25 protein-coding genes are annotated in these 21944 nt (G+C 60.3%); 13 read left to right on the top strand and 12 right to left on the bottom strand.

Annotated elements, in window-relative coordinates; all coding sequences use genetic code 11:
- The first annotated feature begins 45 nt into the window (after positions 1–45).
- The gene (locus ACMDB8_RS19905; protein ID WP_007973562.1) at positions 46–333 is read left to right on the top strand and encodes a GNAT family N-acetyltransferase; all 288 of its coding nucleotides are present in this window, start codon (positions 46–48) and stop codon (positions 331–333) included.
- Positions 334–418: 85 nt separating this feature from the next.
- Here the strand turns inward: ACMDB8_RS19905 and ACMDB8_RS19900 are convergent, their stop codons facing one another.
- Both ACMDB8_RS19900 and ACMDB8_RS19895 read right to left on the bottom strand, forming a co-directional pair.
- Positions 419–1495, bottom strand: coding sequence for a 3-deoxy-7-phosphoheptulonate synthase (locus ACMDB8_RS19900; RefSeq protein ID WP_007973561.1), 1077 nt, complete (start codon positions 1493–1495; stop codon positions 419–421).
- 187 nt (positions 1496–1682) lie between these two features.
- Complete coding sequence (locus ACMDB8_RS19895) at positions 1683–2126, bottom strand: PilZ domain-containing protein (RefSeq protein ID WP_082563014.1); 444 nt, start codon at positions 2124–2126, stop codon at positions 1683–1685.
- Between ACMDB8_RS19895 and ACMDB8_RS19890 the strand changes: the two genes are divergently transcribed.
- The 5 genes from ACMDB8_RS19890 (at position 2125) to cysB (ending at position 6079) form a co-directional block, all read left to right on the top strand.
- A complete protein-coding gene (locus ACMDB8_RS19890; RefSeq protein ID WP_056727117.1) occupies positions 2125–2511 on the top strand; it encodes a thioredoxin family protein in 387 nt (128 codons plus the stop codon). The genes ACMDB8_RS19895 and ACMDB8_RS19890 overlap by 2 nt on opposite strands.
- Complete coding sequence (locus tag ACMDB8_RS19885; RefSeq protein WP_056727116.1) at positions 2508–3461, top strand: putative 2-dehydropantoate 2-reductase; 954 nt, start codon at positions 2508–2510, stop codon at positions 3459–3461. The genes ACMDB8_RS19890 and ACMDB8_RS19885 overlap by 4 nt, the downstream gene beginning before the upstream one ends.
- Before the next feature lie 25 nt (positions 3462–3486).
- Positions 3487–4392 (top strand): 5'-nucleotidase, encoded by a 906-nt coding sequence (locus ACMDB8_RS19880; protein WP_110659447.1) that lies wholly within the window; start codon positions 3487–3489, stop codon positions 4390–4392.
- A 95-nt stretch (positions 4393–4487) separates the two neighbouring features.
- Positions 4488–4991, top strand: coding sequence for a universal stress protein (locus ACMDB8_RS19875; protein WP_056727114.1), 504 nt, complete (start codon positions 4488–4490; stop codon positions 4989–4991).
- Between the two features lie 113 nt (positions 4992–5104).
- Positions 5105–6079: an HTH-type transcriptional regulator CysB gene (cysB, locus tag ACMDB8_RS19870; RefSeq protein WP_015094029.1), complete on the top strand. Its 975-nt coding sequence runs from the start codon at positions 5105–5107 to the stop codon at positions 6077–6079.
- Between the two features lie 15 nt (positions 6080–6094).
- On the opposite strand, the gene ACMDB8_RS19865 is transcribed toward cysB, so the two are convergent.
- Positions 6095–6577 (bottom strand): GreA/GreB family elongation factor, encoded by a 483-nt coding sequence (locus tag ACMDB8_RS19865; RefSeq protein WP_056727113.1) that lies wholly within the window; start codon positions 6575–6577, stop codon positions 6095–6097.
- 2 nt (positions 6578–6579) lie between these two features.
- Positions 6580–6990, bottom strand: a complete 411-nt coding sequence (locus ACMDB8_RS19860; protein ID WP_223541079.1) for a hypothetical protein — start codon at positions 6988–6990, stop codon at positions 6580–6582.
- A gap of 124 nt (positions 6991–7114) precedes the next feature.
- Here ACMDB8_RS19860 and earP point away from each other — a divergent pair, with 124 nt between their 5' ends.
- Together earP and ACMDB8_RS19850 are read left to right on the top strand one after the other, a co-directional pair.
- Positions 7115–8257, top strand: coding sequence for an elongation factor P maturation arginine rhamnosyltransferase EarP (earP, locus tag ACMDB8_RS19855; protein ID WP_056727111.1), 1143 nt, complete (start codon positions 7115–7117; stop codon positions 8255–8257).
- 48 nt (positions 8258–8305) lie between these two features.
- On the top strand, positions 8306–8875 hold the full coding sequence (locus tag ACMDB8_RS19850) for an elongation factor P (protein WP_007943632.1): 570 nt from the start codon (positions 8306–8308) through the stop codon (positions 8873–8875).
- Between the two features lie 90 nt (positions 8876–8965).
- On the opposite strand, the gene ACMDB8_RS19845 is transcribed toward ACMDB8_RS19850, so the two are convergent.
- The 4 genes from ACMDB8_RS19845 to ACMDB8_RS19830 form a co-directional block, all read right to left on the bottom strand.
- Entirely contained in the window at positions 8966–9982 is a 1017-nt protein-coding gene (locus ACMDB8_RS19845; RefSeq protein ID WP_056727110.1) for an alpha/beta hydrolase, read from the bottom strand.
- Between the two features lie 33 nt (positions 9983–10015).
- Positions 10016–10435 carry an organic hydroperoxide resistance protein gene (locus tag ACMDB8_RS19840; RefSeq protein WP_056727109.1) on the bottom strand — a complete coding sequence of 140 codons (420 nt, stop codon included), beginning with the start codon at positions 10433–10435 and terminating at the stop codon, positions 10016–10018.
- Positions 10436–10783: 348 nt separating this feature from the next.
- Complete coding sequence (locus ACMDB8_RS19835; protein WP_046043389.1) at positions 10784–11245, bottom strand: MarR family winged helix-turn-helix transcriptional regulator; 462 nt, start codon at positions 11243–11245, stop codon at positions 10784–10786.
- Between the two features lie 67 nt (positions 11246–11312).
- Entirely contained in the window at positions 11313–12269 is a 957-nt protein-coding gene (locus ACMDB8_RS19830; protein WP_056727437.1) for a LysR family transcriptional regulator, read from the bottom strand.
- Between the two features lie 126 nt (positions 12270–12395).
- Here ACMDB8_RS19830 and ACMDB8_RS19825 point away from each other — a divergent pair, with 126 nt between their 5' ends.
- Entirely contained in the window at positions 12396–13130 is a 735-nt protein-coding gene (locus ACMDB8_RS19825; RefSeq protein ID WP_056727107.1) for a sulfite exporter TauE/SafE family protein, read from the top strand.
- Here ACMDB8_RS19825 and ACMDB8_RS19820 read toward each other — a convergent pair.
- The gene (locus ACMDB8_RS19820; protein WP_056727106.1) at positions 13120–13974 is read right to left on the bottom strand and encodes a LysR substrate-binding domain-containing protein; all 855 of its coding nucleotides are present in this window, start codon (positions 13972–13974) and stop codon (positions 13120–13122) included. The genes ACMDB8_RS19825 and ACMDB8_RS19820 overlap by 11 nt on opposite strands.
- Positions 13975–14069: 95 nt before the next feature.
- On the opposite strand from ACMDB8_RS19820, the gene ACMDB8_RS19815 reads away from it, so the two are divergent.
- Both ACMDB8_RS19815 and ACMDB8_RS19810 read left to right on the top strand, forming a co-directional pair.
- The gene (locus tag ACMDB8_RS19815; RefSeq protein WP_008049076.1) at positions 14070–14285 is read left to right on the top strand and encodes a DUF1127 domain-containing protein; all 216 of its coding nucleotides are present in this window, start codon (positions 14070–14072) and stop codon (positions 14283–14285) included.
- A gap of 64 nt (positions 14286–14349) precedes the next feature.
- Positions 14350–15579 (top strand): winged helix-turn-helix domain-containing protein, encoded by a 1230-nt coding sequence (locus ACMDB8_RS19810; RefSeq protein WP_409078906.1) that lies wholly within the window; start codon positions 14350–14352, stop codon positions 15577–15579.
- Between the two features lie 114 nt (positions 15580–15693).
- Here ACMDB8_RS19810 and ACMDB8_RS19805 read toward each other — a convergent pair whose 3' ends face one another.
- Positions 15694–17040: a class II 3-deoxy-7-phosphoheptulonate synthase gene (locus ACMDB8_RS19805; RefSeq protein ID WP_056727104.1), complete on the bottom strand. Its 1347-nt coding sequence runs from the start codon at positions 17038–17040 to the stop codon at positions 15694–15696.
- 150 nt (positions 17041–17190) lie between these two features.
- Here ACMDB8_RS19805 and ACMDB8_RS19800 point away from each other — a divergent pair, with 150 nt between their 5' ends.
- Entirely contained in the window at positions 17191–17946 is a 756-nt protein-coding gene (locus ACMDB8_RS19800) for a spermidine synthase (protein ID WP_056727103.1), read from the top strand.
- An 89-nt stretch (positions 17947–18035) separates the two neighbouring features.
- Here the strand turns inward: ACMDB8_RS19800 and ACMDB8_RS19795 are convergent, their stop codons facing one another.
- A complete protein-coding gene (locus tag ACMDB8_RS19795; protein WP_056727102.1) occupies positions 18036–18827 on the bottom strand; it encodes a crotonase/enoyl-CoA hydratase family protein in 792 nt (263 codons plus the stop codon).
- A 422-nt stretch (positions 18828–19249) separates the two neighbouring features.
- Between ACMDB8_RS19795 and ACMDB8_RS19790 the strand changes: the two genes are divergently transcribed.
- Entirely contained in the window at positions 19250–20923 is a 1674-nt protein-coding gene (locus ACMDB8_RS19790; RefSeq protein ID WP_034150150.1) for a DEAD/DEAH box helicase, read from the top strand.
- A 169-nt stretch (positions 20924–21092) separates the two neighbouring features.
- On the opposite strand, the gene ACMDB8_RS19785 is transcribed toward ACMDB8_RS19790, so the two are convergent.
- Positions 21093–21860: a DODA-type extradiol aromatic ring-opening family dioxygenase gene (locus tag ACMDB8_RS19785; protein WP_409078905.1), complete on the bottom strand. Its 768-nt coding sequence runs from the start codon at positions 21858–21860 to the stop codon at positions 21093–21095.
- Positions 21861–21944: the final 84 nt, after the last annotated feature.

The following is a 21944-nucleotide window of genomic DNA, read 5'->3' as shown; positions in this document are numbered from 1 at the left end:
ATCGGTAAGGTAGGGGTCGGAATTCCAGACCCGCGAGGAGTAGTGATGAGCGAGGCGTTGTCCATCCACCATGACCAGGCTGGTCATCAGTTCGAGACCAATGTGGACGGTCATCGTGCCTATCTGACCTATATGGATCTGGGGAAGCAGACCCTGGATATCTATCGCACCTTCGTGCCCAACGCATTGCGTGGTCGCGGTATTGCGGCAGCCTTGACCGAGAAGGCGCTGGAGTACGCTGACGAAATGGGCTACACCGTCATCCCGTCGTGCTCCTACGTCGAGCGCTACATGGAGCGTCACCAGCGGCATGCGGCCAAGCTGAGTCAGTGACCTTCAACAAAACGAACGCATAAAAAAACGCCGGGTTCAGCCCGGCGTTTTTTTGTTTGCGCTTTTTGCGCCGCCAGACAGGCGATCAGCTGCGATCGCGTTTAGGCAGCACGTCCTTGAGCTTGGCATGCATGCTGCGCAAGGTGTTTTCGGTCGCGGTCCAGTCGATGCAGGCGTCGGTGATCGACACGCCATATTGCAGGTCGGCGAGGTCTTTCGGGATCGCCTGGGCGCCCCAGTTCAGGTGGCTTTCTACCATCAGGCCGATGATCGACTTGTTGCCTTCGAGGATCTGGTTGGCGACGTTCTCCATCACCAGCGGTTGCAGGGCCGGATCCTTGTTGGAGTTGGCGTGGCTGCAATCGACCATGATGTTCGGCTTGATCTTCGCCTTGTTCAGCGCCTGCTCGCAGAGCGCAACACTGACCGAATCGTAGTTCGGCTTGCCGTTGCCGCCGCGCAGCACCACGTGACCGTAGGCATTGCCCTTGGTGGTCACGATCGACACGCCACCTTCCTGGTTGATGCCCAGGAAGCGGTGCGGGCTGGAAACCGACTGCAGGGCGTTGATCGCCACGGTCAGGCCGCCATCGGTGCCATTCTTGAAGCCGACGGCCGAGGACAGGCCGGAGGCCATTTCACGGTGCGTCTGGGATTCGGTGGTGCGCGCGCCGATGGCCGACCAGCTGATCAGGTCCTGCAAGTATTGCGGGGAGATCGGGTCGAGGGCTTCGGTGGCGGTCGGCAGGCCTTTTTCGGCCAGGTCCAGCAGCAACTGGCGACCGATGTGCAAGCCGTCCTGGATCTTGAACGAGTCGTCCAGGTAAGGGTCGTTGATCAAGCCTTTCCAGCCGACGGTGGTACGTGGCTTCTCGAAATACACGCGCATGACCAGATACAGGGTATCGGACACTTCGGCAGCGAGCACCTTCAGGCGCTCGGCATATTCGTGGGCGGCCTTGATGTCGTGGATCGAGCAAGGCCCGATCACGACGAACAGGCGGTGGTCGGTGCCGTCCAGAATGTTGCGAATGACTTCGCGGCCCTTGGTGACGGTGCGCAGTGCGGCGTCGCTCAGGGGAATATCGCGCTTGAGCTGATCGGGAGTGATCAGAGTCTCGTTGGAGGCGACGTTTAGGTCGTTGATCGGTAAATCAGCCATCGTTTACTCGTCAGGTCACGGGTGCCGGCCGCCAGCGAACCCGCGCGGCGGAGCACAGCAAATTAAGCGCGTCGGGGAGCCGAACCTTAGCGCGTTACACCGTGGCTCGACAATGGGCAGACGCCGGTTTGGTGGGGTTTCGCAGTCAGTTTCCCTGCCGCGAGGCGCAAATCGATCAAGAATGCCTCTATTCCAGCACCGGCTGCGCAAAAGCCTTGCGCACCGAGTCGTGAGAGAACTCGTCGGCATGCTCCTGGACCCATTCGAGGGCCAGGGCCTGGATATCCTGCAAGTCTTCGTGGGTGTCATGCAGGCGGCAGTAGCGTTCGATCTGGCACACCTGCTCGCCCATTCGGGCGCTGAACAGCGTTTGTTCGTCGACGAAAGCGATGCCTACCAGATAACCACGCTTGCGTCGCAGGCACCAGGCCACATAGCCCAGGTAGCGCATGTCCGGGTTCACGGTCGGCATGCGTACCTCCAGCGCCGTGCCGTGGCGCCACGCGCGGTGATAATTGCAAGCCATGCCCCCGAGGCTGATAGTGTGCAGCTGTCGTCGCGAAATACACTCAGGTTTCAGTAACGTTAACTCGACAGGCACATCGTCAGGGTGAGGAATGAATCGTCCCATGAACACAGACTCCATGTGTCGGCCATCTGACATTGTTCCCTCCAGTATAGTGGTCGAATTGGAACTGACCGATTTTGACGTCGACCAACGGCTGCTGGCGATGAGCGGTGTATCGCTGGTTATTTTCACCAGTGTCGGCTGCGCCGGTTGCCGTTTTGCCCGCGAGCAATTGCCGACACTCGACCTGGCAGTCGATCGACTGTGCTGGATCGATGCCGGCAACAACGGCGGGGTGGTCGAGCGTTATCAGGTCTTTCACTTGCCGGCGCTGTTTGTCGTTCGCGACGGCGAATTCTTTGGAGCACTGAAATCGCGCCTGACCGACATCGAGCTCAATCGGGCTGTGCGCCAGGCGCTGAGTCGAACAGCAGAGGAGTTGCCATGATGGGAGCAGTTGCCAGGCCGACGGTCGGCATTATCGGGACCGGCGCAATCGGCGGTTTCTACGGGGTGATGCTGGCGCGTGCCGGTTTTGATGTGCATTTTCTGCTGCGCAGCGAGTTTTGCGCTGTGTCCGAGCACGGGTTGCAAGTCGATAGCGCGCCCCACGGTGCGCTGAAACTGAATCCGGTGCAGGCTTATTCGAACGCTGAAGACATGCCGCCCTGCGACTGGCTGCTGGTGGGGGCGAAAACCACCAGCAACGCCGATCTGGCACCCGCCATCCTGCAGGCGGCGGCACCGAACGCCAAGGTACTGCTGCTGCAAAACGGACTGGATGTCGAAGACAGCCTGCGCGCGTTGCTCCCCGATTCGCTGCATGTGCTCGGAGGGCTGTGCTACATCTGCGTCCATCGCGAGGCGCCGGGCGTCATTACCCATCAGGCGCTGGGCGCGGTGCATGTGGGTTATCACAGCGGTCCCGCCGATGGGCCGGCACGCAGCGCAATTGTCGAGGAGGGCGTCGGACTTTTTCGCAGCGCCGGCCTCGATTCCCAGGCCATGGCGAATTTACATCAGGCGCGTTGGCAAAAACTGGTCTGGAATATCCCTTACAACGGTCTCTCGGTTTTGCTGGGGGCGAGCACTACACCGTTGATGGCCGATGCCGACAGCCGCGAGCTGGTCAAGGCGCTGATGGCTGAAGTGGTGCAAGGCGCTGTTGCCTGCGGGCACGACGTACCGGCAGGGTATGCCGAGCATTTGTTCATGGTGACCGAGAAAATGCCCGACTACTGGCCGAGCATGTACCACGATTATTTGCACAAGCGACCGCTGGAACTGGCCGCGATTTACGCCCGGCCTTTGGCGGCGGCGAAGGCAGCCGGGTGTGAAATGCCACGCATCGAGGCCTTGTATCGCAGTTTGAGTTTCATTGATCGACGCAACACCTGAGTCGACCGACCTGAGGGGGAAGGGCATGCCAAAGGCAATTGACGACAAGCTGGTGCTGGCGATTTCTTCGCGGGCGCTGTTCGACCTGAGCGAAAGCCACAAGGTCTACCTGTCGAGTGGCGTCGAAGCGTACCGGCAGTATCAGATCGAACACGAAGACGAAATCCTCGAGCCCGGCGATGCCTTCCCGTTGGTGCAGAAACTCCTGAACCTCAACAACAGCCTCGGCCGCGCCCGGGTCGAGGTGATTCTGGTGTCGCGCAACAGCGCCGACACCGGGCTGCGGGTGTTCAACTCGATTGACCACTACGGGCTGGCGATTTCCCGCGCGGCCTTTGTCGGCGGGCGCAGTCCGTATCCCTACCTCAAGGCTTTTGGCTGCGACCTGTTTCTCTCGACCCACGCTGAAGACGTGCGCAATGCGCTGGACGCCGGGTTCGCGGCAGCGACCATTCTGTCGGGCGGTGCCAGCCGTGCGGCCAGCGACGAGTTGCGCATTGCCTTCGACGGAGACGCGGTGCTGTTTTCCGATGAGTCGGAGCGCATTTATCAGGCCGGTGGTCTGGAAGCCTTTCAGGCCAGCGAACGTGAGGCCGCCCGCGAGCCGTTGCGCGGAGGGCCGTTCAAGGGCTTTCTCGCAGCCCTCAATCTGTTGCAACGTGAGTTCCCGGAGGACGCCTGTCCGATCCGTACCGCGCTGGTCACGGCACGATCGGCACCGGCCCATGAGCGGGTCATTCGCACGTTGCGCGAATGGGACATCCGTCTCGACGAGTCGCTGTTCCTCGGCGGCCTGACCAAGTCGGCCTTTCTCGAAGCCTTCGCGGCCGACGTGTTTTTCGACGATCAGGCCGGCCACTGCGAATTGGCCCGTGAAGTCGTCGCCACCGGTCATGTGCCCCATGGCATAAGCAACGAGCAAAAGGTTTAAGCCCGCCGTTCAATGCGTTGCGCCGGACGCCGCAGTCGCCAAGGCACTGCTAAGCTGAATCAAATCTGCGCCATGTTGGCAGTCGAGGAGGTCATATGATTCGTTCGATGCTGTATGCCACTGACCTTGGCCTGTACGCGCCCGTGGTGATGCAGCATGCCCTGGAACTGGCCAGGACCTTCAATGCCAGTTTGTATGTCGTGCATGCGGTTGAACCCATGGGGTTGTTTGCCGAATCGGTGCTGCAAAGTTATCTCGATGAACAGGCGCTGAACGAGTTTCACAGCCAGGGCCTGAATACGGTGATCGCCAGTATCGAGCAGCGGGTGCTCGACAGTTTTCGTGAGGAGTTGGGGGATGAGGGGGAGCACGATCTGGAGCGGATTCAGGCTGTACGGGTGCTGCAGGGCGATCCGTCGCAGGTGATTCTGGACCAGGCGCAGAAACTCTCCGTGGATTTGTTGATCGTAGGTAGTCACAGCCACGGTGCCGGTGCGGAAACGCCTTTGGGGCGAACCGCCGCCCGTGTGTTGCAACTGTCCAAGGTGCCGGTCTATCTGGTGCCGCTGGTGCAACGTCGTCGCCAAGGGGACCGCTAGGACACGAATAGTGGCAATCTGATAAAAAAGTTCTAGATTTATTCTTCGTGCCATTAATATAGTTATATATCGTCGCTGATGCCCGTGGCGTCTACCTGCTTTGAGGGATTCATATGAAGCTTCAACAATTGCGCTACATCTGGGAAGTGGCGCACCACGACCTCAACGTTTCCGCTACAGCCCAAAGCCTTTACACCTCTCAACCCGGCATCAGCAAACAGATCCGTCTGCTGGAAGACGAACTGGGCGTCGAGGTTTTTGCTCGCAGCGGCAAGCACCTGACCCGCGTTACCCCGGCCGGCGAGCGCATCATCACCACTGCTGGCGAGATTCTGCGCAAGGTTGAAAGCATCAAGCAGATCGCCCAGGAATTCTCCAACGAGAAGAAAGGCACCCTGTCGATTGCCACCACTCACACCCAGGCGCGTTATGCATTGCCGCCGGTAATCAGCAATTTCATCAAGCAATACCCGGACGTTGCCCTGCACATGCACCAGGGATCGCCGATGCAAATCGCCGAAATGGCGGCTGACGGCACCGTGGATTTCGCCATTGCCACCGAAGCGCTCGAGCTGTTCGGTGATCTGGTGATGATGCCGTGCTACCGCTGGAACCGTTGCGTGGTCGTGCCTCAGGGCCACCCGCTGACCAAACTGTCGAAACTGACCCTCGAAGCCCTGGCCGAATACCCGATCGTGACGTACGTGTTCGGTTTTACCGGCCGTTCGAAACTCGACGAAGCCTTCAGCCATCGCGGCCTGACGCCGAAAGTGGTGTTCACCGCCGCCGACGCCGACGTGATCAAAACCTATGTTCGCCTGGGTCTGGGCGTGGGCATCGTGGCGAAAATGGCTGTCGATACCAAGCTCGACAGCGACCTGGTGGTACTCGATGCCAGCGAACTGTTCGAGTCCAGCGTGACCAAGATCGGCTTCCGTCGCGGCACCTTCCTGCGGGGTTTCATGTGCGACTTCATCGAGAAGTTTGCGCCGCACCTGACCCGCGAAGTCATGGCCAAGGCCATTCAGTGCCACAATAAGCAAGAGCTGGAAGAGCTGTTCGAAGGCGTAGAACTGCCCGTTCACTGACAGCGTTTCTGCCGGTCAAACCACCTCGGTGACAGCGAACTGTTGCCGAGCGCCTGCCACCATGATCTCCACCTCATCGCCCTCGAACTTGCCCAGCAGGCTTTTGCCCAGCGGTGAGCGCGGGGTGATGACGGTAATCAGTTGCCCCACCAGGTCGACCTTCAGCCCGGCTGCATCGGGGGCCAGAAACAGCCATTGTTCGCGCCCCTTTTCGTCCTCCAGCCCCAGCAGCGCGCCCACTTCGATGCCCCGCTGATCGTCATACGGGCGCAGGGCCAGGTTCTGGCAGAGGCTCAGTGACTGGCGAATTTCCTCGACCCGCCTGGCCTGCCCGGCCGCGAGATAGGACGCTTCCAGCCCCAGGGTGTCGTACTTGTTCTCGGCGATGTTTTCTTCGTGGGTTGCCGTTTCGTAGGCGGTTTGCGCGGCGCGCTCGGCGATGTCGAGATCGATCCGCAGCTTGTCGAGAATCAGTTGGTGGACGGTTTGCTTATTCATGATCAATCGCAGAATTGCAGGACGTTGGCGCGGCTTTTTTCGCTGGGTGCAGTCCGGTCCTGTTGCAGCCAGAACTGACAGTTCGGGTTGGCCAGGTTGCGACTGCTGCCGCGTGCCTGATCAAGCCGTTGCTGCTGTTCGTTCTTGCGCAGGTTTTCTTCATATTGCTCGAACAGCGGGCTCTGTGACGGAATGTTCGGCAGCGGTTGAGCCACTGCGGGTGGTTGGGCCAGTTGCTCTACCGCTGCCGCGATCGGGGCGAGTTGCTCGCTGAACAGCAGGCGCGACGCGAGCCAGCAGGTCAACACAATGGCAATGAACCCGAGCCACATGCCAAGGGCGATACTGCCTGTCAGTTGCAGGGCGCTAAGGCTGATCGGGAAGGATCGGCGCGGAGTGGGGCTGTGGGGCATGGTTGCCTCCTGGCGAAAGGTGACTGGCGGGTAGCGATTGTCGCATGAAGAATAATCGCCGTCGGCTCTTCTGCACGGGGTAATTTATGCGGACAATCGGCGCCTTTGCCAACGGGAACCTGGTATGCCTGAAATGAAAACCCGCTGGGATATTTTTTGCACCGTGGTCGACAACTTCGGCGACATCGGCGTGACCTGGCGACTGGCCCGGCAACTGGTGACCGAACATGGACTGGCGGTGCGTCTATGGGTCGATGACCTGCGAGCATTCGAGCGCCTGTGCCCGGAAATCGACATCGACGCTGTGCAGCAATGGCAGCACGACGTCGATGTGCGCCAATGGCCAGCCGAATGGCAGCCGACCGAAGCCGCCGATGTGGTGATTGCTGCGTTTGCCTGCCAGTTGCCGAGCGCCTATATGGACGCCATGGTCGAACGGGAAAAGCCTCCCCTGTGGATGAACCTCGACTATCTGAGCGCCGAGGACTGGGTGATCGGTTGTCACGGCTTACCCTCTGTGAAGTACAAAAGCGTACAGAAGTTCTTTTTCTTCCCTGGATTCCAGAAGGGCACCGGCGGACTGCTGCGTGAGCGAGGGTTGCTGGAACGGCGTCGGCAATTTCAGCAGGACCTGCAGGCTCAAAGAGAATTCCTGCAAGGTATGGGGATTGATCCTGCGCCCGGCGCGCAGTTGATCTCATTGTTTGCCTACGAAAACAGCGGTCTGGCCAGTTGGCTCGATGCAATGGCTGGCGATTCTACGGCCACTCATCTGCTGGTGCCGGAAGGGCGGATTCTCGGCGACGTCGAGCGTTGGCTCGGTGTGCAGGGGCTGGCGGCCGGTGCCGTGCATGTGCGCGACGCCTTGACCGTGCAGGTGCTGCCATTCGTCCGCCAGGACCAATACGACCGGTTACTGTGGTGCTGCGATTTCAATGCCGTGCGCGGCGAAGACTCCTTTGTGCGCGCCCAATGGGCCGGCCGGCCATTTCTCTGGCACATCTATCGGCAGGAAGAAGACATCCACCTGGACAAGCTCGAAGCCTTCCTTGAACTTTATGTAAAAGGGTTATCTGCGCCCGCGCGGGAGGCGATCAGCGGTCTCTGGCGGGCGTGGAACGCTGGTGAAAAAATAGCCGACCACTGGCAATTAACCCGTAAACACTGGCCAGAGCTGGAAAAACACGCTGAGGCGTGGTGTCAGGAACAGGCCTTGCAGGCCGATCTTGCCACGGCGCTGGTACAGTTTTATGGAAATTGGATATGATACGCGGCCTAGATTTTTGTAAATCCCATCCAAATTCGGATATTCGCAATGAAAACTGGTAAAGAACTGAAACCCGGGACCGTGATTCGTCTCGAAAACGATCCTTGGCTGGTTCAGAAAGCTGAATTCACCAAGTCCGGTCGTAACAGCGCGATCATGAAGACCAAGCTGAAGAACCTGCTGACCGGTTACAAGACCGAGATCGTTTACAGCGCCGACGACAAACTGGACGACGTAATCCTCGACCGCAAAGAAGCGACCCTGTCCTTCATCAGCGGCGACACCTACACGTTCATGGACACCACCGACTACACCATGTACGAGCTGAACGCTGAAGACATCGAAGCCGTTCTGCCTTTCGTTGAAGAAGGCATGACCGATGTTTGCGAAGCGATCTTCTTCGAAGAGCGTCTGGTTTCCGTAGAACTGCCGACCACCATCGTGCGTCAGGTTGACTACACCGAAGGTTCCGCTCGCGGCGACACTTCCGGCAAGGTAATGAAGCCTGCCAAACTGAAGAACGGTACCGAGCTGTCGGTTGCTGACTTCATCGAAATCGGCGACATGATCGAGATCGATACCCGCGAAGGCGGTTCCTACAAAGGCCGTGCCAAATAAGCACAGCTTCAGGAATGAAAAAGCCCGACCATTGAGTCGGGCTTTTTTGTGCCTGCAGAATCTGCGTTGACCCCCACATGTTGTTCTGCGTTATTTCTTCAGGTGTTGCTTGAGCTCTTCAGACGCCTGCAACATCGCCGAACGCACCGCTGGCACCTGGCTCACCACGTTGAGCAAACCGTAGTCGTGGATCAGGCCGTTGTAGCGAACCGAGGTCACCGGCACTCCGGCTTCATCGAGTTTGCGGGCATAGGCTTCGCCTTCGTCGCGCAATACGTCGGCTCCGGCGGTTTGAACCAGCGCTGGAGGCAGTCCTTTCAACTGGGCGGTGGTCGCGCGCAGTGGCGAGGCGTAGATCTCGTTGCGCTGCTTGGCATCGGTGGTGTAGTTGTCCCAGAACCACTTCATCATGTTTTTGCTGAGGAAGTGCCCCTCGGCAAACTGGTTGTAGGACGCGGTTTCGAAGTTGGCATCAGTCACCGGCCACAACAGCACCTGGAACCTGATCGCCGGAGTGCCCTTGTCCTTGGCCATCAGCGCAACCACCGCCGCCATGTTGCCGCCGACGCTGTTGCCGGCTACCGCCAGGCGCTGGCCATCGACATTGATCTCTTTGCCGTGCTCGGCCACCCATCGGGTCGCGGCATAAGCCTGGTTGATCGCCACCGGGTAATGCGCTTCCGGCGACGGCGTGTAGTTCACGAACACCGCCGCGGCACCCGAACCCGTCACCAGGTCACGCACCAACCGCTCGTGGGTCGGGAAATCCCCCAGCACCCAGCCACCGCCGTGGAAGAACATGAACACCGGCAACTCGCCCTTGACCCCGGCCGGCCGGACGATGGTCAGGCTGATCGGTTGGCCGTCGACTTGAATGGTCTTCTGGCTGACATCGGCTTTTGGCAGCGTCAGCTTGACCCCGGACTGCGCGCCTACCAGAACCGCGCGGGCTTCGGCGGGCGTCATTTGCTCCATCGGTTTGCCGGTGCCGGCGTTCAGTACGTCGAGGAATGCCTGGGTGTTGTGTTCAACCCCGTTACCTGCGATCGCGTTCCCGATGGACAAGGCGAGAAGGGTACCGGTCAAGACTTTGCTGAAAGTGTTCATGTTCGTTTCCTGTTCGGGCCTGGTAATCAGCGGTTAGACGGTAACGTGCAGACGCACATCGACGTTGCCACGGGTGGCGTTGGAGTACGGGCAGACCTGGTGGGCCGCATCGACCAGTGCTTGTGCATCGGCTTGTTCAAGACCCGGCAGGCTGATGTGCAGGTCGATGTCCAGGCCGAAGCCGCCAGGGATCTGGCCGATGCCGACATGGGCGGTGATAGAAGCGTCGTTGGGAATGCTGCGCCTGGTCTGGCTGGCCACGAATTTCAGGGCACCGATGAAGCAGGCGGAGTAGCCGGCAGCGAACAGTTGCTCTGGGTTGGTGGCTGCGCCGCCGGCACCGCCGAGCTCTTTCGGCGTGGCGAGCTTGACGTCGAGGATGTTGTCGCTGGAAACCGCCCGACCGTCACGGCCGCCAGTGGAAGTTGCGATTGCGGTGTAGAGAGTTTGCATGGTGAAAGCCTCGTTCGGGGTTTGGTTGTTTTGCGCTAAATGTTTGCGCGCTAAGTAAGTGCGAGGTGAATGTATCGCGCAAATATTTAGCGCGCAAGATAAAAATAAAATAAATTTGCCAGGACAGACAAACGGTTGAGAAGGATTGGCTGGAACTATCGAGTTAGAGCGACTGGAGGTTATGCGGGCGGTTTTCGGAGGGGAAATCGAGTTCTGTGGGACAGCACAAAGCAAATGTGGGAGCGGGCTTGCTCGCGAAGGCGGTGTTTCAGTCAACACAAGAGTCGACTGATCTACCGCTTTCGCGAGCAAGCCCGCTCCCACAGGGGATTTGTGGTGAATTGGAGACTAGAGGCTGTCTTGCAGGTGACGACGCAGCTCCTGCAACTCCGCCTGCAGGTTTTGCAGGCGCTCCACGGTCATCCCGCTGGCGCCGAGGATGCACTGGGGAACATCGCGGGCCTTGTCGCGTAACGCCCGGCCCTGTTCGGTGAGTTCGACGATCACCACCCGCTCGTCTTCGCGGCTGCGGGTTCGGCTGAGCAGGCCTTCGGCTTCCAGGCGCTTGAGCAGCGGCGTCAACGATCCAGGATCGGTCAGCAACCGCGTGCTGATTTCACCTACGGTCAAACCGTCCCTTTCCCATAGCACCATCATCGCCAGGTATTGCGGATAGGTCAGGCCCAGCGCTTGCAGCAAGGGTTTGTAGACCTTGGTCATCATCAGCGAAGTGGAATGCAGGGCGAAGCAGGCCTGATTGTCCAGCAGCAGGTTGTCGCAGTTGTCCGGGGTGTTGCGCTCGGTGGTCATGTCGAAGCCTTGATCTGTGATCTGAAGAATCTAGCGGGCGAATCTTTAATGCGCCAGATAATTTTGATCAGTGCAACTGCAAATGGGTTTGCAGCACCAGATCCCAGGGCGGAACGGGGCTGAAACGGGTTTTCAGGTACTCCAGCAACAAGCGACTGCGGGAGTTGGGCTGCTGTTCCAGGCGCAAGGCATAGATGCCGGCGCTTTCCGGTTTCGGCAGGCCGCTGTCGCAGAACAGCGGCAGCAACTCACCGCGCAACAGGTACTCGCTGGCCAGCCAGGTCGGCAGATGCGCGATACCCAGTCCGGCCAATGCGCCGCACACCAGCGCCTCGGCATTGTTGGCGCTCATGCGGATCCGCGCCGGCCGGTGCAACTGCATTTGCCCGCCGCGCTCGAAACGCCAGGCGAAGGGGGGAGCCAGGCCATCCCAGTCAAGCCCGTCGTGTTCAATCAGCTGTGACGGCTCGCTCGGCACGCCGCGACGCCGCAAATAATCAGGGCTGGCGCAGGCGATACGCACCATGCTCGCCAGGGGCGTGGCTACCAGCCGGGTGTCGGCCAATTGCCCGGCACGCAATACCAGATCGACCTTGCCGAGGTTCAGGCCCTGCATATCGACGAAGCTGTCGATCAGGTGCAGTTGTACATCGAGCCCGGGGTAGAGCATCAGGAAATCGGCAATCACCGGTGCCAGGTGCCGGCGCCCAAAGGCTGCCGGCGCATCGATACGAATCAGGCCTTCCGGCGCGCTGCTCAGGGACACGGCCTCGGCCCGGGCCAGGCGCAATTCGGCGACGATCCGCCGTGCGCGCTCGGCAAAGGCCAATCCCGCCGGGGTGGCGCGTACCGCATGGGTGCTGCGCAGGAACAGTTGACTGCCGACTGCGCTTTCCAGGCTGTCGATACGCCGTGCCACGGCCGAAGGGGTCAGCGGATGGCGGCGCGAGGCGGCGGAAAAACTGCCGGTTTCCAGTACATCGAGGAACAAGGCCAGTTGGTCGGTCAGCTGATTGGGGTTCATGGCAGGTTTGCGCTTGTGCGAATTTGGCACAGCCATTGTGCGTTGCTGTGCGTTTCCGCGCCAGCAGCAACTGCGTAGGATCAAAGGCCTGACGGCAACGGGGAAAATACTGTGATTGAGTTCTTGATGTATCTGGTGTTCGGCGCGGCGTTGGGCACGCTCGGCGGGTTGTTTGGCATCGGCGGCGGACTGATCGCCATTCCGCTGCTGGGCGTGCTGTTCGGGCTCGATCAGCAGATAGCCCAAGGCACGGCGCTGGTGATGGTGGTGCCGAACGTGATGCTGGCGCTGTGGCGCTATCATCAGCGCAACCGGATCGAACTGCGCCACGCGCTACCGCTGGCCATCATGGGGTTCTGCTTCGCCTGGCTCGGGTCGATCTGGGCGGTGGGCATTGATGCGCAAACCATGCGCATTGGTTTTGTCGCATTCCTGATCGCGCTGTCGGCGTACAACCTTGTTCGCATGTTCGCCGCCAGCGCTCCGGCGACCTCGCAGATGAACTACTCATGGCCCTGGCTGGGCGTGCTTGGCGCTGCATCCGGCACGATGGGCGGGTTGTTCGGCGTGGGGGGCGCGGTGGTGGCGACGCCGGTGCTGACCAGTCTGTTCGGCACCAGCCAGGTGGTTGCACAGGGGTTGTCGTTGGCGCTTGCCTTGCCGAGTACAGGGGTGACGCTGGTGACTTACGCCGCGCACCATCAGGTCAGCTGGGTGATCGGCTTACCTTTGGCGGTCGGTGGGTTGATGAGTATCAGTTGGGGGGTGAAGGTTGCCCACGCTTTGCCCGAGCGGCTGCTGCGTGGGCTGTTTTGCGGGTTCCTGGTGTTCTGTGCGGTGATGCTCGCCTTCAAAGTTTGAAGCCTTCGACGATGTGCTCGGCCAGGCACTCGGTGATGGGCGACGGGTTATGCAGGTTGCGCACGAGCATGATGCTGGCCTCGGGCAGCAGCGGCAGGTCCTCGGCCTCACCGAGGATGCGCATGTCAGCGGTGATCAGGCTTTCAAGTTGTGCCGTGACGGCCAGGCCGGCGCTGACCACCGCCATGATCGCCGACAGGCTGTCGCTGTTGTACGCCACCCGGTAATCGCGCCCCCGGGCATCCAGGGCATTGCAGGCCCACAGTCGGCAGAAGCAATCACTGTTGAACATCGCCAGCGGCAGCGGTGTCTGCTCATGAGCGCTGTAGCATTGCGCTTGGGCCCAGACAAAACGTTCCTTGCGCAACAACTGGCCGATTTCGCTGCCCGGTTCGCGGGTCACGATGGACAGGTCGAGATCCTGGCGCATCAGCAGTTGTTTAGATGATTCGCAGTGCACTTCTATCTGAATCAGCGGGTAAGACTGGGCAAACCGGCGCAAGATCCCCGGGAGGAACCGCATCACATAATCGTCCGGCGTGCCGATGCGCACGGTGCCGACCATGTCGGGCTCACGCAAGGTATTGAAGACCTCACTGTGCAGCTTGAGGATGCGTCGTGCATAGCCGAGCAACACCTGGCCTTCGGCCGTCAGTCGCACCTGCCGCCCGTCGCGCTGGAACAACTGGCGCTGCAGCACATCTTCTTCCAGGCGTTTCATCTGCATGCTGACGGCAGACTGGGTGCGGTTGACGATTTCGCCGGCGCGGGTAAAGCCGCCCTGGTCGGCGATGGCGACGAAGGTGCGCAACACTTCGGTATCGATACTCGGGTAGGCGGACATCCATCAATCTCCGAGATATGTGACATCAGAAACATTCGTTGGATTGATCTTAGACCCGGCGCGAGACTGGATCCATCCAAACGGAGGGCAACAAGATGAAAGGTCAACACGAGTTCCAGGGATCAGAAAAACACTCGATTCACGTGATATCCGATCTGCTGCACAAGGTCGGCCGCTGGTACGAACTGCATCGCGAGCGCGAACTGCTGGCGAGCTTGAGCGACGAAGCACTCAAGGACATCGGCATGAGCCGTGCGGATGTGGAGAACGAGTCGATCAAGCCGTTCTGGAATGACCCGATGCATAAATGATGAATGCCACGCTACACAAACCCCTTACCGGTGAGGTAGGTTGCGAGCAGACAAGGAGGCACCCATGCCCGCAACGTTGTCCTTTACCCTCAAACAGGCTCGGCGTCTGGCGCTGGCCGCCCAAGGGTTCAACGGGCGGTCGTCGTCAGCGGCGATCAAGGCAGTTGCGCTCAATCGCCTGATCGAACGGCTGGGCATTCTGCAGATCGATTCGGTCAATGCATTGGTGCGTTCGCACTACCTTCCGCTGTTTTCCCGCCTCGGCAATTACTCATCCGATTTGCTCGACCAGGCTGCCTGGAGCCAGGGCCGGCGCCGTACGTTGTTCGAGTATTGGGGCCATGAAGCCTCGTTGTTGCCACTTTCCATGTACCCCTTGATGCGTTGGCGCATGCAGCGTGCGAGCCGTGGCGAAGACATCTATCAGCAATTGGCGCGCTTTGGCCGTGAACAGCAGGACACCATTCGCCGGGTGCTGGCTTCGGTCGAGGAGCAGGGCGCGTTGGGGGCCGCAAGTCTGTCGACCCGTCAGGAGCGGGCCGGCTTCTGGTGGGACTGGAGTGCGGAAAAGCATGCGCTGGAATGGTTGTTCGCTGCCGGTGAATTGACCGTTGCCGGACGGCGCGGATTCGAAAGGCTCTACGATCTGCCGGAGCGGGTGATTCCCCGGGCGGTGCTTGCGCACCCCATCCTGAGTGAAGGCGAGGCCCAGCGCGGCCTGTTGCGGCATGCGGTAACGGCCTTGGGAGTCGGTACGGAGAAAGACTTGCGTGACTATTTCCGCTTGAACCCTGGGGACAGTCGTCCACGTTTGGCCGAGTTGGTCGAGGCCGGGGAATTGCTGACCTGCGAAGTCCAGGGCTGGCGGCAACCGGCCTATTGTCTGCCCGAGCCGAAAGTGCCGCGCAAAGTCGTCGCCAGTGCATTGCTCTCACCGTTCGATTCGCTGATCTGGGAGCGCAGCCGGACCGAGCGGCTGTTTGATTTTCGCTATCGGCTGGAGATCTACACACCGCAAGACAAGCGAGTGTACGGCTATTACGTCCTGCCGTTTTTGCACAACGAACGGATTGCAGCACGGGTGGATCTTCGCGCGGAACGGGCTGCGGGCCGTCTGGCAGTGCATGCGGTGCATGAAGAGGACGCGGGGCTGGATGAGGAAGGGATGCTGGCGTTGGCGGTCAATCTGCGGCAGATGGCGGATTGGCTTGGGCTGGCGCAGGTTCAGCTCAATTGCCCGCGGGCGAGTGCGGCAAGGTTGCGGGAGGCATTCACACAAATTGGCGGTGTTTGATCTGACGTCATCGCGAGCAAGCTCGCTCCCACAGTTGACCGAGTTGTTTGGGCGAACGCGGACCCTTGTGGGAGCGAGCTTGCTCGCGATGGCGGTCTATCAGACAAGCAAAATCTAGCGTCGAACCTGCTTCAGTGTCTCAGCAATCAAAAACGCCAGTTCCAGCGACTGATCGGCATTCATCCGCGGATCGCAATGGGTGTGGTAGCGATCCGACAAGCCATCCTCGGTAATCGGCCGCGCGCCACCGATGCACTCGGTCACGTTCTGCCCGGTCATCTCGATGTGGATACCACCGGCATAACTGCCTTCGGCTTCGTGCACCTGGAAGAACTGCTTCACCTCCCCAAGGATCTGCGCGAAGTCGCGGGTCTTGTAGCCGCTGCTGGCTTTGATGGTATTGCCGTGCATCGGGTCGGAACTCCACAGCACCTGCTTGCCTTCACGCTGGACGGCGCGGATCAGCTGCGGCAAGTGATCACCGACCTTGTTAGCGCCCATCCGCGCGATCAGGTTCAGGCGGCCCGGGTCGTTGTCCGGGTTGAGCACATCGATCAAGCGAATCAGGTCGTCGGGGTTCATGCTCGGGCCGACCTTGACCCCGATCGGGTTGTTCACCCCGCGCAGGAATTCGACGTGGGCACCGTCGAGCTGGCGGGTGCGGTCACCGATCCACAGCATGTGGGCCGAGCAGTCGTAGTAATCGTTGGTCAGGCTGTCGCGACGCACGAAGGCTTCTTCGTAGTTCAGCAACAGCGCTTCGTGGGCGGTGAAGAAACTGGTTTCGCGCAACTGCGGCGAGGTGTCCATGCCGCAGGCGCGCATGAACGCCAGGGTTTCATCGATGCGATCGGCCAGGTGGCTGTACTTCTCGGCCAGCGCCGAGTTGGCGATGAAGTCCAGGTTCCACTTGTGCACCTGGTGCAGGTCGGCGAAACCGCCTTGGGCGAAGGCGCGCAACAGGTTCAGGGTCGCGGTGGACTGGTGGTAGGACTGCAGCAAGCGCTCCGGATCCGGCACGCGGCTTTTTTCGTCGAAGCCGATGCCGTTGACGATGTCGCCACGGTAGGCGGGCAAGGTCACGCCATCGATGGTTTCGTCATTGGCCGAACGGGGTTTGGCGAACTGCCCGGCCATGCGCCCGACCTTGACTACCGGGCAGCCGGCGGCAAAGGTCATCACGATTGCCATCTGCAACAACACCTTGAAGGTGTCGCGGATTTTCGCCGCGGAGAACTCGGCGAAGCTTTCGGCGCAGTCACCACCCTGCAACAGAAACGCGCGGCCCTGGGTCACCTCGGCAAACTGACGGCGTAACTCCCGGGCTTCGCCGGCAAACACCAGCGGCGGATAGCTGGCCAAGGTCTGCTCGACCTGCTGCAAATGCGCGGCGTCGGGGTATCGGGGTTGTTGCTGGATCGGCAGGGCGCGCCAGCTGTCAGGGCTCCAGGGTTGGCTCATCACGGTCTCTAGTGTTTTCGCTCGGACGTCCATGTTATCAGCAAATTAGTGCGTGACCTGTTCCCGTCGCTTCGCCGACAATCTCGCCTTTGCCGCTCTCCACGCGCGGTGTTATTGCGTTGCCGGCCCCGGTGACGATCAGGAGATGAAATGACTGAGGAGCGCGTCGAGCATCTGCTCGCCGAGGTACAGGACGAGTTCGGCGTGATTCGCGTGCTGGAAGTGGCCGATTACCGTTTTCTCGAGTTCGGTGATGCCATCGAGCAAAGCTGCGTGTTCACGGCCGACCCGAGCTGGCTCGAGTACGACTACACCCGGGCGATGCTGATCGGAGCGCTGTGCCACCAGCAACCGGAAAGTGCGCTGTTTCTCGGCCTCGGCGCCGGGACGCTGACTCAGGCTTGCCTCAAGTTTCTGCCGCTGGAAGATGTCGAAGCCATCGAACTGCGCCCGGATGTACCGCGCCTGGCCATTGAATATCTGGGGCTGGATGACGATCCGCGCCTGTACATCCGTGTTGGCGATGCGCTGGAGCTGCTGGACACCGCTGAGTCGGCGGACCTGATTTTCGTCGACCTTTATACCGACGTCGGGCCGGGTGTCGGTCATCTGGCCTGGAGCTTTCTGGAAAACTGCCAGAAGCGATTGAATCCGGGGGGCTGGCTGGTCATCAATCAGTGGGCTACCGACGATGGCAAACCCCTGGGCGCCGCCTTGTTGCGCGGTTTATACCACCGACATTACTGGGAGCTGCCGGTGAAGGAGGGCAACGTGATTCTGATCGTGCCGTCGGAGCTGGACCAGGAACTGGACATGGACGGCCTGATCGCCCGCGCCGAAGGGCTGGCGCCGCGGTTGGGGTATTCGCTGGACTCGTTGATCAAGTGCATTCGCCCGGCCACCTGAGGAGCACAGATTCCCCTGTAGGAGCTGCCGAAGGCTGCGATCTTTGAAGATCAAAAGATCGCAGCCTTCGGCAGCTCCTACGCAGATTTTCAGCAACCTTTGAACACTCCGGGCCGCCGCTCCACCATCGACCGCACACCTTCCTTGACGTCCTCGCTGGCCATCAACTTCTTGACCAGCAGCGGCAACGCCTTTGCCGCCGCGGTTTCCCCTTCATATCGGGCCTGTCGCGCCGACATCAGTGTCGCCTGAACCCCAAGCGGTGCCTGGCGGGCGATCCGTTCGGCCAGTTCAATCGCCCGGGGCAGCAAGTCCTCGCTGGCCATGACCTCCTGCACCAGACCCAGGTGCAAGGCATCACGGGCGTCGAATTCGTCACCGGTCAACAACCAGCGCATGGCGTTCCCCCAACCGGCGACTTGATGCAGGCGCAGGGTCGCACCGCCGAACGGGAAGATTCCCCGTTGCACTTCCATTTGTGCAAACCGGGTATTGCTGGCGCACAGGTTGATGTCGGCGGCCAGCATCAATTCGATGCCGATGGTCAGGCAGTAGCCTTGGGCGGCGACGATCACCGGTTTGCTGACCCTGGGACCTGCGAACACCGCCCACGGATCACAGCCGCCGGGCGGAACCTGCCAGCCATCTGCCAGTGTGACGCTGGCATTGACCAGGTCGAGCCCGGCGGTGAAGTGCTCGCCATGAGCGAACACCACCGCCACCCGCGCCTCGCTGTCGGCTTCGAACTCGCCATAGGCCAGGCTCAATGCGTTGAGCAGGTCGAGATCGAAGGCGTTGCGCTTGGCCACCCGGTCCAGACCAATCAGGAACACGTGGCCATGCCGTTCGCGGCTGACTCGACTGGAGCTGGGCTGATTCATGGAGCGATCCTCGGGGTGGGAAGGGCGTGCCGGACCGGCGGTCTGCACGGCAAAGGGTGAACCGTTTTAGCGCCATCACCCGCAAGGCCGGGCCTTTGAAAAGTAGACGGCTGACCGATTATTCACAAAGCCTGTGACACAACGGCGTATCCGGTGGATTTCCGATAAAAAAAGCTCCCTTTTTGGGCAAATTCCGGTATAGTGCGCGCCGGCCTTTAGCCGGGCCGCGTTTAGGTAGAGCAATTCCCCGAAGCCAGCTTCGGCTGCACGTCCGTACTGCGGACTCTCCCTTGACGATTCTTTTCATTCATTCGTTTTCGCAAATCCCCGCCGACAAAGCTGCCAGGGCGACTCTTGAGTCTCAACACGGCACGCGCAGCTTTGGAGCATGGGTCTTTGCGGATGCACTTAGAGGCAGACCCATGACCCAGGAAACCGGCGGCTTCGCCGCTTTTAATCTTAATCCGAATATTCTTGCAGCCGTCACCGCGACTGGCTACGAAGAGCCATCGGCTATTCAGCAGCAATCGATCCCGATCATCATGGCCGGTCACGACATGATTGGTCAGGCGCAAACCGGTACGGGTAAAACCGCTGCGTTCGCCCTGCCAATCCTGCATCGCATCGATCCTGCAAAGCGCGAACCGCAAGCCCTGATCCTGGCACCAACTCGTGAGTTGGCGCTACAAGTTGCAACCGCTTTCGAAACCTACGCCAAGCAAATGCCGGGCGTAACTGTTGTGGCTGTCTACGGCGGCGCGCCGATGGGCCCACAGCTGAAAGCAATCCGTAATGGCGCACAGATCGTTGTCGCCACTCCGGGCCGTCTGTGCGACCACCTGCGTCGCGACGAAAAAGTACTGGCGACCGTGAACCACCTGGTTCTCGACGAAGCCGACGAAATGCTCAAGCTGGGTTTCATGGACGACCTGGAAGTTATCTTCAAGGCTCTGCCTGCAACCCGTCAGACCGTATTGTTCTCGGCCACCTTGCCGCAGTCGATCCGCGCCATTGCCGAACGCCACCTGCGCGATCCGCAACACGTGAAGATCCAGACCAAGACCCAGACCGTTACCGCGATCGAGCAGGCTCACCTGCTGGTTCACGCTGACCAGAAGACTTCGGCCGTTCTCAGCTTGCTGGAAGTGGAAGATTTCGACGCCCTGATCATGTTCGTGCGTACCAAGCAAGCGACCCTGGATCTGGCCAGTGCCCTGGAAGCCAAAGGCTACAAAGCCGCTGCGCTGAACGGTGACATCGCCCAGAACCAGCGTGAGCGCGTGATCGATTCCCTCAAGGATGGCCGTCTGGACATCGTTGTGGCGACCGACGTTGCTGCTCGTGGCCTGGACGTTCCGCGCATCACTCACGTGTTCAACGTTGACATGCCGTACGACCCGGAGTCCTACGTTCACCGTATCGGCCGTACCGGCCGTGCCGGTCGCGAAGGTCGTGCGCTGCTGCTGGTGACTCCGCGTGAGCGCCGCATGCTGCAAGTGATCGAGCGTGTAACCGGTCAAAAGGTTGCTGAAGTTCGTCTGCCGGACGCTCAAGCCGTTCTGGATGCGCGCATCAAGAAACTGACCAACAGCCTGTCGCCGCTGGTGGCCGAGGCCGAATCGACTCACGGTGATCTGCTTGATCGCCTGACCGCCGACATCGGTTGCAGCCCGCGTGCCCTGGCCGCAGCCCTGCTGCGCAAGGCAACCAACGGTCAAGCGCTGAACCTGGCCGCTATCGAGAAAGAACGTCCACTGGTGCCGAACAATGCACCGCGTGGCGATCGTCCAGAGCGTTCCGGTGATCGTCCTGAGCGTGGCGACCGCGAGCGTCGTGCTCCGATGCCACTGGGCGAAGGCCGTGCACGTTGCCGTACCGCGCTGGGCGCGCGTGATGGTATCGCTGCCAAGAACCTGCTGGGCGCCATCCTCAACGAAGGTGGCCTGGCGCGTGAAGCGATCGGTCGCATCCAGGTGCGTGACAGCTTCAGCCTCGTCGAGTTGCCGGAAGATGGTCTGGAGAAGTTGCTGACCAAGCTGAAGGACACTCGCGTTGCCGGCAAGCAGTTGAAGCTGCGTCGCTACCGCGAAGATTGATCCGCTCTCGGGCTGATTGATCGAACATGAAAAATCCCCGACTGGTTCGGGGATTTTTTATGCCTGTAAAAAAGATCGCAGCCTGCGGCAGCTCCTACATGGGGTCACATTCCTCCGTAGGAGCTGCCGAAGGCTCGGGCCGCGTTCGGACGATCTTTTGCCTTATTGGCTAACCGAAGCGATAGATGTCCATGCCCAATGCCCCCATGGTGAACCCCTGATGGGCAACGCTGAACGGCCCCCCGGCAGCGCGGGCAAAATACAACGGCAACAAGTGCTCATCACTCGGATGATTGCGTACAGCGTTTGGCGCCTGCGCGCGATAGTCGTGCAGCGCGTCTTCGTCGTTCGCGGCGAGTTTTTCGATCATCCAGTCGCGAAATGCCCGGGCCCAGGGTTCAACGCTCTCGGGGCCGGCATGCCAGTCCAGTTCCGGCAGGTTGTGAGTGATGCTGCCGGAGCCGATCAGCAGCACGCCATGCTCGCGCAGGCTGGCCAGCGCGTGACCAACACGGGTCTGCAGGGCGGGACCGCCACGGGTGGGCAATGAAACCTGGACAATCGGGATGTCTGCCTGCGGGTACATCAGCGATAAAGGCACCCAGACGCCATGGTCGAAAGGTCGATTGCTGTCGATACGTGCTGCAAAGCCAGCGGTTTTCAGTAATTCGGCAACCTCTGCGGCGAGTCGTGGGTCGCCGGGAGCCGGGTACTGGACTTCGAACAGGGCTTTGGGAAAGCCACCGAAGTCATGCCAGGTTTCCGGTTGTGGATTGCCGCTGACCAGCAGCTCATTGCTTTCCCAGTGTGCGGAAACAATCACAATGGCCTTGGGCTTCGGTAATTCGGCGGCCAGGCGGGCGAGTGCCGGCCCGCTGGCGCCGGGTTCCAGGGCGAGCATGGGGGAGCCGTGGGATATGTACAGGCTGGGGAACATGAATGAGCTCCTGAGAGTTAAGATGCAACATCTTCAGTCAGATCATTAATCTAAATCTAATATAAGTTTTAGGGTGTTTTGATC

Source organism: Pseudomonas monachiensis (assembly GCF_047345015.1).
GTDB classification, from domain to species: domain Bacteria; phylum Pseudomonadota; class Gammaproteobacteria; order Pseudomonadales; family Pseudomonadaceae; genus Aquipseudomonas; species Aquipseudomonas monachiensis.
This window is presented reverse-complemented; position numbering and strand designations above follow the sequence as displayed.